Below are 13,036 nucleotides of genomic sequence, written 5' to 3' on the forward strand. Positions count from 1 at the left end.
GTGTGTAGAAGCCTTTACAGGGATGCTTCGACCGAGCTCAGCATGATAGCCAGCGCATTTGAAGAGCTTATTCCGCATACACCTCATCTAGCTGCCTGCTCAAAAACTTGTAACTCATTGTGGCATCGGCGGGGGTATAGGGCGCAGTTGCTTCAATAAATATGGGGCCTTTGTATTTGGCTTTTCTGATAGCGCGCAAGTAGGGTTTTAAGTCGTCGCCTTTCATGCCGGGCAGGGTGCGTTTCTCCAGTTCAGCAATTTCGCAGTGGACGATCAGGTCGGCATTGTCAACAATAACCTGTGGCGACTCTTTCATGCGGCCCATGTGATAAATATCTACATTGAGCCTAAAATTAGGGTTATTAACAGCGCGCACTACTTCGGCGGTTTCTTTAAGGTTTACCAAAAAGTTAGTCTCGTCGGTCTCCAAACTTTCTAACACCAGCATAATTTTATGCATTTGGGCCAGCAGGGCCAGTTTGCCGCATAGCACAGTAAAATCAACCTGCGCCTTTTTGGCATCATAGCCATCAGGAATACGGCGTGCGCCACCGCTGCCAAGTATCAGCCAGTTAACGCCGGCTTGTTTTGCGCGCATAAAAAGGCTATCGGCATAAGGTAAAACACACTGCTCATTAACTGCGGGGCCGGCAATTTTCATGCTTGACGAAAAAAGGATATTGCACATATAAACCTGGCATTGCGCCTTCTTGATCCGTGTAATATTGGTTTGCAATTTCTCCTCCGTAAAACTTGGGGATATACTTCTGCTTACCGCTTCGCCTATCATTTTAAAGCCTGCAGCATATACAATGCTGTCTTTATTTAAATTCTCTATCATCCCCAATGCGTGCGGCGATTTAGGCTGCGGCTTAAAACTAAACAACAGCGTAGCAGAACATAAAGACAATACAATTCCTGATCTCAGTTTCATTGGTGTGGTTTAATGGTTCAATAAAACTAAATAATAAATAGGGTAATAGAATGGACTCAATAACTAAACTATGCAATCGTTATCGTGCTTATATTATTTCCATCGCTATACATGATAGTCTAGAGACTACAGACTAAACAATTAAAGCCCCGTGACCGGGGCTTTTATTGTTTAGTTTTTTGGTGGCTGCGCCACTGGCAGCGGCTTGCGTGGTAGCATTTCATCGCGTTGCGATGTGTTATATACCAACGAAGCGACAATAGTTGAGGCTTGTTTAAGATCATCTTCGCTTAGCTTGTCATAAGTATCCTGGTTAGTGTGGTGCGTGCGGGTATTGTAATCCATGCCATCCTGTATAAACTGGAATCCCGGGATGCCCACTGCGTCAAAAGACAGGTGATCCGTTCCGCCGGTATTGCTAATGGTCACGGTTGTTGCCCCAAGATCTTTAAATGGAGCAAACCAGCTTTTGAACAAGTCGCCCGCCGCGGCATTACCTTGCAAGTAAATACCGCGAATTTTTCCGGTTCCGTTGTCTAAGTTATAGTAGGCTGATACTTTAGCATGTTCAGGCTTTAACACCATCGTTTTAGCGTCGCCAAAGTGATTAAGCACATAGTTGTGAGAACCGTGGATACCCTGTTCCTCAGAACTCCACAATACAATGCGGATAGTGCGGCGCGGCTTAAAGCCAACACGTTTTAAAATACGCATAGCCTCCATCATTACAGCACAACCTGCAGCATTATCTGTAGCGCCGGTAGCAGCATGCCATGAATCAAGGTGACCGCCAATGATCACTAACTGATCTTTCAGTTTTGGGTCTGTGCCGGGCAGCTCGCCCACAACATTATAGCCTTGCAAATCATTAGTAAAAAATTCTGTTTTAATATCAGCTTCTAAACCAACCTTAACCCCGGCTTTGCTTAAGCGCAAAATACGTTGGTAATCTTCGGTGCTGGTTTCAATTTCGGGGGCAACCGCTTTAGCGGTATCCGCGTAGGATGCGCCGTTGCTGGTGAATACGGTACCATCTGTACCCCGCGCCTGGCTTAATACCAGCGATACCCCTTCGGCCAGGTAAAACTTAGGTAATGCCTGGCGCAATGCGGCGGCGGCTGCCATATTACCACGGGCACCTGGGCCGCCTCTGCGTTGGCCGCCGCCTGCAGGTGCAAGGGTAGCGTTACCCATAGCCGTTAACGCCGAATCGGTATAGCGTGATGCATCAGCGCGGTAAGTTTGGCCACCGGTACCTTTAACATCCATCATTACAATTTTACCCTTTAGCTTGCCCTGGTATTTAGCCAAATCCGGTAGGCTGTCAACCTTTAATAGTACTACATCTCCTTTTACAAGGCCATTGGTACCTGGTGTCCAGGCTTTGGGTATAGCTATAATATTGTGGTAATAAGGCGCCGTGATAGCAACATAGTTTTTCTGGATCTCCCAGCCTTTACCAAATTTACCCCAAGGCTCGCGTTTAGCGTTTACGGCGCCCCAGGTTTTTAATTCATTAACGGCCCAATCCTGGGCACGCTTAAGGCCCGGCGAGTTAGCCAAACGGGGGCCGGCAACGTCTGTAAATTGCAGAGCCGTAGCCATTACCTGCGATTTCAACATGCCTTCTTCCCTAATCCTTGCCAACATTTGTTCGTCGGTTTGAGCGGATACCGATGACATTGTCCCTGCCGTCAAAAGCAGGGCGTAAAGTAATTTTCTTTTCATGATGTAAGTGAGTCAGTTATCTAACAAACTTATCTAATTGCAGCCGTAAAAGCAAAAGGGCAAAGCCGGAAAACCCGCGCTTTGGCCTTTTGCATAAAATTTTTACAATGCAGCTTATTACTGCCTATTTAGCTACCTGAACCTCAATAGCTACCGACACCTCGTTACCCATTACCAAACTTTTACCACCGATACCAAAATCAAGGCGGTTAAGCTTTAGGCCGCCTTTAAAGGTAGCCGTGTTTGACGGATCGGTAGTGTAGGTAAATGGCACCTCGAAAGTTTTGGTTTTATCTTTAATGGTCAGGCTAAACTGCCCGGTATATTTGTCGCCGCTTTTGTGTTTAAGCGATACAGATTTCATGGTGATAGTTGGATATTTAGCCACATCAAAATATTCTTCGCCACGAAGGTGGCTATCACGTAAGTCATTATCGGTATTGATGCTATTAACATCTAAAATAGCTTCTATAGCACTGGCATCTAAATTTTCGGGATTAAACACCATGCTGGCCTGCAAGCCATTGATTGAGCCGCCTGTATTAACCCCCAAGTTTTTAAGCTGAAATTTGATGGATGTTTTAAGTATAACAACCTTTTGCGCCGAAGCTGCGGTTGCCAGAATCAATAAGGGAAGTATCAGGATAACTATACGTTTCATGCTGCTAATTACGGTGTTTAATATGGTAATGATAATCGGTGGTGATTTTTTTACTTTTTGACGATGGCCGGCTCAAAGGGTTTACTCCACCTCTAAATAAAACTGCTTCAGATATTGCTCCATAAAAGCGTGGCGCTGTTCGGCAAGCTGTTTACCGGTGTCGGTATTCATCTTATCCTTTAACAATAATAGCTTCTCGTAAAAATGATTAATGGTAGGCGCGGTGGTATTTTTATAAGCCTCTTTACTCATATTCAAATCCGGCGCTATCTCGGGGTTATAAATCTCTCTGCCTTTATGGCCACCGTAACTAAACGCCCGGGCAATGCCAATGGCGCCAATAGCATCAAGGCGGTCGGCATCCTGTACAATGGCAAGCTCAATGGAATGGAAAGCGGGTTTATCAAAACTCGCTTTAAAAGACATATACCTGATGATATTTTGAACGTGTAGAACGGTATCGGCATTAATACCTATACTTTGCAAAAAACGCCCGGCAGTAGCGGGGCCAATCTCTTCATCGCCATTGTTAAATTTACTGTCGGCAATATCATGTAATAAGGCAGCCAGTTCAATAGTGAGCCTGTCTGCGCTTTCTGTTTCAGCTATAGCTTTGGCGTTGGTCCAAACACGGTGTATATGCCACCAGTCATGGCCGCCTTCGGCATTTTTTAAGGTCTCCTTTACAAATAATACTGTCTTGTCTATAATTTCCCGGTGTTCCATATTTGCATGTTTTCGTGCAAATATAAAATATGCTAATCGCTGCCGGTAGGTAAAAATTTATGCTCAGCTTCTTCTAGCTCGCCTTCAAGCAAATCAATGGCGTTTAATTCTAAAACTTCGGCTATCTGGAATAATCTTTCAACTGTGATTTTGGTATAACCCAGTTCAATTTTGCTATACGCGTTTTGAGAAATATTAAGCTTGTAGGCCAAATATTCCTGCGTGTAATTCTTCGACTCTCTTTTTTTACGGATGCTTACTGCAATGGCATTTATTTTTGCCTTATTAGTATTACTCATGTTGTGGTTAGGGGTTGTTACCCCTAAGTACGAAATATTTATAACACCGGATTTAATTTTTTTTTAAAAATTACGTCTAAGTGTTTTTTATTTCGACAATGTGTAATTCACAATCACGGCGGGTAATAAGGTAGCCTCGTCTAAAGGCACCTGGTCAAGGGTTACTACAGGTTTTCGGTTAATGTTAAAGTTATATACCGCCTTTTGCAAGGCAGCGCTAGCCGTGGCTGGTGGGGTAAGTTTAATGTTAAAGGTAATAATAAAATCATGCAGCTTTTGGCGGTCTGGTATAATCCATTTCCCGTTTGATCTTTTTAAGGCCTCAATAATTGGCGGGGTGAGCTGTATATCATCAGCGTAAAAAATGATGATCTTTTTGATGGCGCCGTTTTCATCAGCCGTGAATTTGAATACTGCCGCGCCGCTTGCCTTTAAAGCTTTTATTTCGGGCGTTACGGTAAGGCTATCTTTAAAAAAGCGCGTCATCACATCTTTACCACCCTGAAACGGAAAGGCCAATTGGCCCTGCGCATAGCTGCAAAAAGTGGCCGATATTAATAGGATAATTAAGGTTAGCTTTTTCATGTATTGATGCGTGTCCATATAATTTGGTTACTATTCAACCCATATCAACACGCTTTATTGTTTATTTGTTCGATATTAATCCTCTCTGGGCTCGCGCTTGGTACCTTCGTACATTTCATATTCAAGCAAGCGGCAGTCAAGCTTACCGTTATAAAACTCGATTTTGCGCGATGCACGCAGGCCTATCTTTTTAGCCAGATCGGGGTTACCCGTAAAAATATACCCTTTGTAGCCCAGGCACTTTTTCTTCATAAAGTCGCCCATGCGTTTGTAGGTGGCTTCAAGCTTGCTATGCACACCAAGGCGCTCGCCATACTCGGGGTTAAACATTACTATACCGGCAGCTTCGGGCACTTCGGTTTCTTCAAAATCGCAAACTGCAAACTCAATCAAATGGTCTACGCCCGCAGTTTTAGCGTTTCTTTGTGTTACATCAATAGCATCCTGCGATATATCTGTAGCGATGATCTTAAAGTTAATGTCTTTTGTTGATTTATCTTTCAACGCACGGCGCTCATTAAAAAACACCTGCTCATCATAGCCCAAAACGTGCATAAAGCCATAATTCATTCTAAACAAGCCGGGGCGTTTGTTGGTAGCCAGTAAAGCGGCCTCGATAGCCAGGGTACCAGAACCGCACATGGGGTTAATAAAAGTGCTGTTAGCATCCCAACCGGTAGCCATAATGGTTGATGTGGCCAGGGCCTCTAACATTGGCGCCTTGCCCGGTATTTTGCGGTAGCTGTGCTTAGCTAAAGTTTCGCCCGATGTATCTATAAATACTTCGGCTTGGTCATCTTGCCAATATAAGTGTATTACAGTTTTATTAGCATCGGCGCCAGAGTTTGGGCGGATCCCTTTTTTTGATTTGATCCGGTCAACAATAGCATCTTTAACCTTAACGTTAGCAAACAGCGGCGTTAAAATATGCTCGTTATTAACATTTGATGTTACAGAGAAGTATCCGCTAAAGTCAATCAGCTCTTCCCACTCAAGTTGCACCAGTTCATTATATAAAGCCTGCGGGTCAGCCGCAGTAAAACTTGCTATACGGTATAGTATTTGGCTGCCGCAGCGCAGGTTAAGGTTAAGAGGGATAGTATCCGTAACGGTACCCAGCAATTCAACACCGGTTTGGAAAACGCGTGTTGGGGTATAGCCTAATTCTTCTACCTCTTGCTGCAAATAAGGCGACAACCTTTTATTGCAGGTGATGATGATTTTACTTTCAGTGTGGAAAACTTGCATAATATTTTGCAAAAATACACTTCTTTATCTGTTAACTTTACATTTTAATTTTTTGAATTATGGAAATTAAGGGCAAAGTACACGAAGTATCCCCAACCGCACAGGTAACTGAGTCTCTGAAAAAAAGAGAACTAATTGTTGAATATGTTGAGAATCCGCAATACCCGGAGTACTTAAAATTTGAAGCCATACAAGACCGCTGCGCTTTATTAGACAGCGTGAAAGCAGGCGACGATGTTGAGGTTTTCTTTAACCTTAAAGGCCGGCCATGGACAGATAAAGCAGGCAAAAAGAGTTACTTTAACTCTATGCAGTTATGGAAAGTCAACGTATTAAGCGGCGCCGGCGCACAAGCGGCTGCACCGGCTTATGCTGCTCCTGCTGATATCAGCGCGGCTGCAGAAGACGATGATCTGCCCTTTTAATTCGCTATAATAGCCTGTCACAAAGCTTTTATTTATTGCAACAAAACCCTGCTTCGGTGGGGTTTTGTTGTTTGTGCGCTTTGCTACTGCTCCCCGACGGGGAGTCGCCGTCTGGCTTCGCCATTTGTTAAAAATTGTTAAACACTCTTTATATCTCCTTATTTAAAATATTTTTGTTTAGGTAAAAATCCTTCCTCAATTTGAAAAAGAGCAGCATACGTATAATTATAGGCTTAATGAGTTTCGCGCTTTTAGGTGTTATGGCTATGCAGCTGTATTTTTTAGTGCAGTCATACGATATGCAATCAAAGGTGTTTGACCGCTCTGTTAAAGAAGCGCTTGATAATGTGGTAACTAAGCTGAGCCGTCGCGATGCCGACAAGTTTTTAACCCGTAAGGCACGCCATCGCAACGATTTAAAAAATCAGTTTAATGCCGTCAATGCTGTAGAGATTTCAGAAAAACCTGATCTGCGGTACGGTGCGCTCATTATTAATGACTCGGCGCAGAAAGTAAAAAAAGCCTCTACTGCACGTGCAAAACAACTCAGCATATTACGCGACAGCCTGCAACGCATGATCAACGATCAGCGCATGGCAGAAATGCTGGGCTCGCTTACCTTCCAGATGCGTATGGAACAATATGTAGACGATTTTGGCGTGGTACATATGCGCTACATACCGGTAATTACCAAAACAGTTGTAGACCCCAGGCAAAAACTCAATAAATACGACACCTTAAAAATCATTTATCCTGACCCTCAATTTGGCAACCAGGTATTGGTATCCCGTCGTATTAATCCACAATGGCTTGCCGAGCAAAAGCGAAAGCAGAAAGAGCGTCAAATGCGCACAGTGAAGCAATTGCTGGCGGCCGATTCGATACAAAACTTACAAACCGGCAGGCCCAATGTAATAAGCAGCCTGATGGAAGAATATCAAAAGTCGGGCGAATCATTGCGCGCACGTCTTGATCCCTATTGGGTTGACTCGTTGCTGCGGTTTGAGCTGCATAATAAAGGCATTTACCTACCCTTTAGTTATGAAGTAAGCAATGCTAATGGCGACTCCATCATATATTCGAAAGCGATGGATGTAAAGGGAGAGAAACCCGTCTTTACCCTGGCTAACACCTACCAAACACCGGTATTTAGTAAAGAAGTAGTTAACGATCCGGGGATGATCAAGCTGGCGTTTCCGCAAAAAACCACGTTGATACTGGGCCACATGAAAGCTACCATGGCTATCACCGGCGGGTTATTAGTTGTTTTGTTGTTCTGTTTTGGTTATACGCTGTTCTCTATCATCAGGCAGAAAAAGATCTCTGAGATGAAAACAGATTTCATCAATAACATGACCCACGAATTTAAAACTCCGGTATCAACCATCATGATAGCCGCCGAGGCTTTAAAAGATAATGACATGGCTATTGACAGGAATCGCATATCACGCCTGGCCAATATTATTTTTGAGGAGAACGAACGTTTGGGCAGCCACATAGAGCGCGTGCTAAACATTGCCAAAATAGATAAAAACGACTTTAAGCTGGAGAAAAGGCCGTTGGATGTCAACGAAATGATAAGCATCGTGGTTGACAGCATGGCGCTTAAACTGCAAAAACATGAGGCCGACATAAGGCTTGAGCTTGGTGCAGACAATGCGGTTATTGTTGCCGACGAGCTGCATTTCTCTAACGTGCTGTACAATTTGATTGACAATGCCATTAAATACAGCGACGAGAAACCGCAAATAACCATAAGCAGCGCAAATAAGGCCGGTCAGGTTATTATTCGTGTGGCAGACAAAGGCATTGGCATGAGCCGCGATCAGCAATCAAAAATATTTGAACAATTTTACCGTATCCCTACGGGTAATGTGCATAATGTGAAAGGGTTTGGGTTGGGGTTGAGTTATGTTAATACCGTAGTAAAAAGGCTTAACGGCACAATAAACGTACGCTCAGAGAAGGACAAAGGGTCAGAGTTTGAGCTGAAATTTCAGGGTACCTGATAGATATGATAATGCCAACATTGCCGTTATAGCAAACATAAACCAACACAAACCTCACCTATGAAAAAAATCCTACTGGTTGAAGACGACCCTAACTTGGGTTTATTACTCCAGGACTACCTGCAACTTAAAGGAAAATTTGACGTAGTGCTATGCACCGATGGCGAACAGGGTTTACAGGCATTTACCAAAAACACCTTCGACCTTTTGATACTGGATGTGATGATGCCTAAAAAGGATGGATTTACGTTGGGTAAAGACGTTAGAAAGATCAACCCCCATGTGCCTATTATTTTTGCTACAGCCAAGGGAATGATAGAGGATAAAACTGAAGCCTTTACTTTAGGCGGCGACGATTACATAACCAAACCGTTCAGGATAGAAGAATTATTACTCCGCATTAACGCCCTGCTTAAACGCAGCGAGAGCGTCGAAAAGAAAGAGGACCAGCAGCCTACCAAATTTACCATTGGCAGCTACGAATTTGATTATACCACCCAAATTATAGCCATAAACGGCACCCCCCAAAAGCTATCAACCAAAGAAGCAGAATTGCTGCGGCTGCTTTGCATTAAACGCAACGAAGTGCTTACCCGCGAAGAAGCCCTGCTGCATATTTGGCATGACGACAATTATTTTAACGGCCGCAGCATGGATGTTTTTTTAAGCAAAATCCGCAAGTATTTAAAGGATGACCCCACTGTAGAGATCATTAACGTGCATGGCAGGGGCTATAAGCTTTTGATAAATTAAAAGCCGGCAAATTTTAATCTAACCTTAACATAGCACCTTTCCTATCATCGCTCAAAAAAAGTAACTTTACCTTGTTATGAAGTTACGTGTATTAGTTTTTATTAATGCCCTGGCGGTGGCTATCACCATATCGGCGGTAAACTGGTATTTCCAGCATAAGCTGTATGATCTGGCCATCACTTTTATTGCTACCATTATCAGCAGCTTTTTGGTTTTTTATTACCTGATAGAAAAGTATGTCTACTCAAAAATAAAGCTCATATATAAGCTTATACACAACCTTAAGCTGGGCCGCGACCTGCGCGATGCCCTTGGCGAACACATGAGCAGCGACCCTATCAATGATGTGGAGCAAGAGGTGCAAGAGTGGGCACGCGAGAAGAAGAACGAAATTGATAACCTGCGCACACAAGAAAGATTTCGCCGTGATTTTTTATCCAACATATCGCACGAGTTTAAAACGCCGCTATTTGCTATACAGGGTTATATAGAAGCGCTTCAGGATGATGATTTTGACGATCGGGATTTGGCACGCCAGTTTTTAAACAAAGCATCTAAAAACGTTGACAGGCTGAGCTATCTGATCCAGGATCTGGATGAGATCTCGAAATTAGAGTCGGGCGAATTACCTATCAATTACACTAAATTTAAGATCAACGACCTGATAAAAGAGGTGATCGAGGCGTCAGAACTTAAAGCGCGGCAACACAAAGTTAAAGCTATATTTAAACAAAAATATGATGAGGGCATACAGGTAAATGCCGACAGACAGAAAATTACACAAGTACTGGTAAATCTGATAGACAACTCCTTTAAATACGGCAAAGAAGGCGGCAACACCTGGATAACACTATTTGATTTGCACGACCAGGTGCTGATTGAGGTTACTGATGATGGCGTAGGTATTGAAGAAAAGTTTTTACCTCGCCTGTTTGAACGCTTTTTCCGCACCGACACCAGCCGTTCCAGGCAAATTGGCGGTTCGGGCTTAGGTTTAGCAATTGTTAAGCATATTGTAGAGGCGCATCAGCAAACCATAAATGTGCGCAGCACTGAAGGTGTGGGTTCTACGTTTGGCTTTACGCTCCAAAAGGCGAAACAAAACCTACCCTTCCCGGTGATACCTATATTAAAAAGTTAACATTAACTTAACATACACACATTACCTTTACGCCATAATCATACAATATGTCATTAAATAGCATTTTTCAGTATTTTGTTCCTAAGGACAAAAAAGTGTTTTTTCCATTATTTGAGCAGGCATCAAACAACGTTGTGGCTATGGCTACCATACTTGTTGAAACTGTTAACTGCACAAACCCGGCAACCCGCGAAGAACTATTCAAACAAATTGACAAATTAGAGAATAAAGGAGACGAGATTACGCACCAGGTTTACCTGGAATTAGGTAAAAACTTTATCACCCCGTTTGACCGCGAGGATATCCACGCGCTTACCAGCGCTATTGATGACGTAGCCGATTATATACAAGGTGCAGCAAACCGCATGAACCTTTATCGTATTGACGATTACAATGAGCATATATTAAAACTATCTGAACTTGTATTGCAGGCAAGCATTGATCTTGAAAAAGCAGTACGCGAGTTAAAGGATCTTAAAAACGTACGCGCCATTGCAGATTCATGTATCCGCATTAACAGTGTTGAGAATCAGGCCGACTATGTGTTTGACCGCGCCGTAGCCGATTTGTTTTTGTATGAGAAAGACGCTATCCGCCTTATAAAATACAAAGAGATATACGCTGCACTTGAAACCGCTACAGACATGTGCGAAGACGCTGCCGACGTTATGGAATCTATCTTAGTTAAAAACGCCTAATCAACGGTTATCAATAAATGGTTACTTCCCTTTTAGTTTTTGTAATTGCGCTGGCGCTGATCTTTGATTATACCAATGGTTTTCATGATGCTGCCAACTCTATTGCTACCATCGTTTCAACTAAAGTGCTTACGCCGTTTCAGGCTGTGTTTATGGCGGCTGTATTTAACTTTGCCGCATACTTTTTTATTAAAGACCATAAAGTAGCTAACACCGTTGCCAAAATTGTTCACGAAGAGTTTATTACCCTAAACGTAATCAGTGCCGGCCTCATAGCGGCCATTACCTGGAATTTAACCACCTGGTGGTTTGGCATCCCTTCAAGTTCTTCGCACACGCTGATAGGCGGATTTGCCGGGGCGGGTATCACTAATGCTTTATTCCTGGGTTCGCATGGGTTAGACGCAGTTAACATGGGGTACATTATCAAAATTATATCATACATTGTACTGGCACCTTTTATCGGTTTATTTATAGCCTACTTTATAACCATAATGATATTACACATCTGTAAGCGCGCCAAACCAGCCGCTGCCGACAGATGGTTTAAACGCTTGCAAGTGGTATCGGCAGCGGCCCTAAGCTTTGCACACGGTACTAATGATGCGCAAAAGGTAATGGGTATATTATACGTGGCCTTAGTAGCAGCAAAAATCATTCACACCGGCGATAATATGCCTGAGTGGATCCCATTGGCTTGTTACTCGGCTATCGCGGCAGGCACCATGTCCGGCGGTTGGAAGATCGTTAAGACCATGGGATCAAAGATTACCAAAATAACCCCGTTAGAGGGTGTGGCTGCCGAAACTGCCGGCGCGGTAACTTTATTTATTACCGAGCATTTGGCTATTCCGGTTTCTACCACGCACACCATTACCGGTTCAATTATCGGTGTGGGCTTAACAAAACGTGTATCGGCAGTACGCTGGGGCGTAACGGTGAACCTGATTTGGGCATGGATCATCACTATTCCTATATCTGCGCTTATTGCAAGCCTGGTATTTGTTGTTATACACGCTATCTGGTAAAAGCGGCTTCATTTTTGCTAATTTTATAGCATGAAGAAAACTTTACTCTTTGCCGCAATACTTTTGAGCATTAGCTTAACAAGCACCGCACAACTCGTTCCTACATCTACAGAAATTGGTAGCGCTTTAAAACAGGCGCTTGAACAAAGCTCTGTTAAAAGCGCCGACAAACTGTCTACCATTGACGGTTTTTTTAAAAATGCGGCTATAAAGATCTTACTGCCACCCGAAGCACAGAAAGCTGAAAGGACCTTACGCAGCTTAGGCATGGGTAAACTTTGTGATGATGCCATACTATCATTAAACCGCGCCGCCGAAGACGCCGTAATACAAGCTAAACCCATATTTGTAAGCGCCATCAAAAAAATGACCTTAAAGGATGTTACCAACATCCTATTAGGCGAGAAAGACGCCGCCACGCAATACTTTAAATTGTCAACTACTTTAGACCTTACCGGCAAATTTCAGCCGATAATACAGAGCAGCCTTAACAAAGTTAACGCCACACGATACTATACCCTGCTGGCCAATAGCTATAATAAGGTACCCTTTACACGCAAAATCAATCCGGATATAGCTAACTATGCTACACAAAAAGCTATTGATGGTTTATTTATTGAGATTGCAGCGCAGGAGTTAAAAATTCGCGATAACCTTGGCGGTGCACGCTCAACCCCGTTATTGAAGAAAGTATTTGATTTTGCTGATAAAGCTTTAAAACTGTAATAACTTTAGTAGGGTTGTCTTTCGACAACGGGAGAAATCTATACAAATTCCAGGTTTGCTACCTGTCGCTGTCTA

The 13,036-nt window shown here is 43.3% G+C and carries 14 protein-coding genes; 7 read left to right on the plus strand and 7 right to left on the minus strand.

The window, feature by feature from the left end:
- Window positions 1-67 precede the first annotated feature (67 nt).
- The 7 genes from ACFSYC_RS01615 to ACFSYC_RS01645 form a co-directional block, all read right to left on the minus strand.
- A complete protein-coding gene (locus ACFSYC_RS01615) occupies window positions 68-934 on the minus strand; it encodes a sugar phosphate isomerase/epimerase family protein (protein WP_377122829.1) in 867 nt (288 codons plus the stop codon).
- Window positions 935-1,105: 171 nt separating this feature from the next.
- Window positions 1,106-2,662 (minus strand): M28 family metallopeptidase, encoded by a 1,557-nt coding sequence (locus ACFSYC_RS01620; RefSeq protein WP_377122831.1) that lies wholly within the window; start codon window positions 2,660-2,662, stop codon window positions 1,106-1,108.
- A gap of 124 nt (window positions 2,663-2,786) precedes the next feature.
- Window positions 2,787-3,323, minus strand: coding sequence for a YceI family protein (locus tag ACFSYC_RS01625; RefSeq protein ID WP_377122833.1), 537 nt, complete (start codon window positions 3,321-3,323; stop codon window positions 2,787-2,789).
- An 81-nt stretch (window positions 3,324-3,404) separates the two neighbouring features.
- The gene (locus ACFSYC_RS01630; protein WP_377122835.1) at window positions 3,405-4,049 is read right to left on the minus strand and encodes an HD domain-containing protein; all 645 of its coding nucleotides are present in this window, start codon (window positions 4,047-4,049) and stop codon (window positions 3,405-3,407) included.
- A gap of 32 nt (window positions 4,050-4,081) precedes the next feature.
- Complete coding sequence (locus ACFSYC_RS01635; protein ID WP_377122837.1) at window positions 4,082-4,348, minus strand: helix-turn-helix domain-containing protein; 267 nt, start codon at window positions 4,346-4,348, stop codon at window positions 4,082-4,084.
- Window positions 4,349-4,435: 87 nt separating this feature from the next.
- Entirely contained in the window at window positions 4,436-4,951 is a 516-nt protein-coding gene (locus ACFSYC_RS01640) for a hypothetical protein (protein WP_377122839.1), read from the minus strand.
- Between the two features lie 57 nt (window positions 4,952-5,008).
- Window positions 5,009-6,181: a THUMP domain-containing class I SAM-dependent RNA methyltransferase gene (locus ACFSYC_RS01645; RefSeq protein WP_377122841.1), complete on the minus strand. Its 1,173-nt coding sequence runs from the start codon at window positions 6,179-6,181 to the stop codon at window positions 5,009-5,011.
- A gap of 59 nt (window positions 6,182-6,240) precedes the next feature.
- Between ACFSYC_RS01645 and ACFSYC_RS01650 the strand changes: the two genes are divergently transcribed.
- The 7 genes from ACFSYC_RS01650 to ACFSYC_RS01680 all read left to right on the plus strand — a co-directional run bounded on the left by ACFSYC_RS01650 (window position 6,241) and on the right by ACFSYC_RS01680 (window position 12,961).
- On the plus strand, window positions 6,241-6,606 hold the full coding sequence (locus ACFSYC_RS01650; protein WP_377122843.1) for a DUF3127 domain-containing protein: 366 nt from the start codon (window positions 6,241-6,243) through the stop codon (window positions 6,604-6,606).
- Window positions 6,607-6,842: 236 nt separating this feature from the next.
- A complete protein-coding gene (locus ACFSYC_RS01655) occupies window positions 6,843-8,615 on the plus strand; it encodes a sensor histidine kinase (protein ID WP_377122845.1) in 1,773 nt (590 codons plus the stop codon).
- A 60-nt stretch (window positions 8,616-8,675) separates the two neighbouring features.
- The gene (locus ACFSYC_RS01660) at window positions 8,676-9,368 is read left to right on the plus strand and encodes a response regulator transcription factor (protein WP_377122847.1); all 693 of its coding nucleotides are present in this window, start codon (window positions 8,676-8,678) and stop codon (window positions 9,366-9,368) included.
- A 76-nt stretch (window positions 9,369-9,444) separates the two neighbouring features.
- Window positions 9,445-10,509 (plus strand): sensor histidine kinase, encoded by a 1,065-nt coding sequence (locus ACFSYC_RS01665; RefSeq protein WP_377122849.1) that lies wholly within the window; start codon window positions 9,445-9,447, stop codon window positions 10,507-10,509.
- 47 nt (window positions 10,510-10,556) lie between these two features.
- The gene (locus ACFSYC_RS01670; protein WP_377122851.1) at window positions 10,557-11,207 is read left to right on the plus strand and encodes a DUF47 domain-containing protein; all 651 of its coding nucleotides are present in this window, start codon (window positions 10,557-10,559) and stop codon (window positions 11,205-11,207) included.
- Between the two features lie 17 nt (window positions 11,208-11,224).
- Complete coding sequence (locus ACFSYC_RS01675; RefSeq protein ID WP_377122853.1) at window positions 11,225-12,235, plus strand: inorganic phosphate transporter; 1,011 nt, start codon at window positions 11,225-11,227, stop codon at window positions 12,233-12,235.
- 30 nt (window positions 12,236-12,265) lie between these two features.
- A complete protein-coding gene (locus ACFSYC_RS01680; protein WP_377122855.1) occupies window positions 12,266-12,961 on the plus strand; it encodes a DUF4197 domain-containing protein in 696 nt (231 codons plus the stop codon).
- Window positions 12,962-13,036 lie beyond the last annotated feature (75 nt).

It is taken from the genome of Mucilaginibacter antarcticus, from assembly GCF_042686155.1.
Lineage (GTDB): Bacteria > Bacteroidota > Bacteroidia > Sphingobacteriales > Sphingobacteriaceae > Mucilaginibacter > Mucilaginibacter antarcticus.

Excerpts from the sequence above, each read along its gene's own strand:
- ACFSYC_RS01615 (WP_377122829.1), bottom strand. The coding sequence starts at position 934 with ATGAAACTGAGATCAGGAATTGTATTGTCTTTATGTTCTGCTACGCTG.
- ACFSYC_RS01620 (WP_377122831.1), bottom strand. The coding sequence starts at position 2,662 with ATGAAAAGAAAATTACTTTACGCCCTGCTTTTGACGGCAGGGACAATG.
- ACFSYC_RS01625 (WP_377122833.1), bottom strand. The coding sequence starts at position 3,323 with ATGAAACGTATAGTTATCCTGATACTTCCCTTATTGATTCTGGCAACC.
- ACFSYC_RS01630 (WP_377122835.1), bottom strand. The coding sequence starts at position 4,049 with ATGGAACACCGGGAAATTATAGACAAGACAGTATTATTTGTAAAGGAG.
- ACFSYC_RS01635 (WP_377122837.1), bottom strand. The coding sequence starts at position 4,348 with ATGAGTAATACTAATAAGGCAAAAATAAATGCCATTGCAGTAAGCATC.
- ACFSYC_RS01640 (WP_377122839.1), bottom strand. The coding sequence starts at position 4,951 with ATGGACACGCATCAATACATGAAAAAGCTAACCTTAATTATCCTATTA.
- ACFSYC_RS01645 (WP_377122841.1), bottom strand. The coding sequence starts at position 6,181 with ATGCAAGTTTTCCACACTGAAAGTAAAATCATCATCACCTGCAATAAA.
- ACFSYC_RS01650 (WP_377122843.1), top strand. The coding sequence starts at position 6,241 with ATGGAAATTAAGGGCAAAGTACACGAAGTATCCCCAACCGCACAGGTA.
- ACFSYC_RS01655 (WP_377122845.1), top strand. The coding sequence starts at position 6,843 with ATGAGTTTCGCGCTTTTAGGTGTTATGGCTATGCAGCTGTATTTTTTA.
- ACFSYC_RS01660 (WP_377122847.1), top strand. The coding sequence starts at position 8,676 with ATGAAAAAAATCCTACTGGTTGAAGACGACCCTAACTTGGGTTTATTA.
- ACFSYC_RS01665 (WP_377122849.1), top strand. The coding sequence starts at position 9,445 with ATGAAGTTACGTGTATTAGTTTTTATTAATGCCCTGGCGGTGGCTATC.
- ACFSYC_RS01670 (WP_377122851.1), top strand. The coding sequence starts at position 10,557 with ATGTCATTAAATAGCATTTTTCAGTATTTTGTTCCTAAGGACAAAAAA.
- ACFSYC_RS01675 (WP_377122853.1), top strand. The coding sequence starts at position 11,225 with ATGGTTACTTCCCTTTTAGTTTTTGTAATTGCGCTGGCGCTGATCTTT.
- ACFSYC_RS01680 (WP_377122855.1), top strand. The coding sequence starts at position 12,266 with ATGAAGAAAACTTTACTCTTTGCCGCAATACTTTTGAGCATTAGCTTA.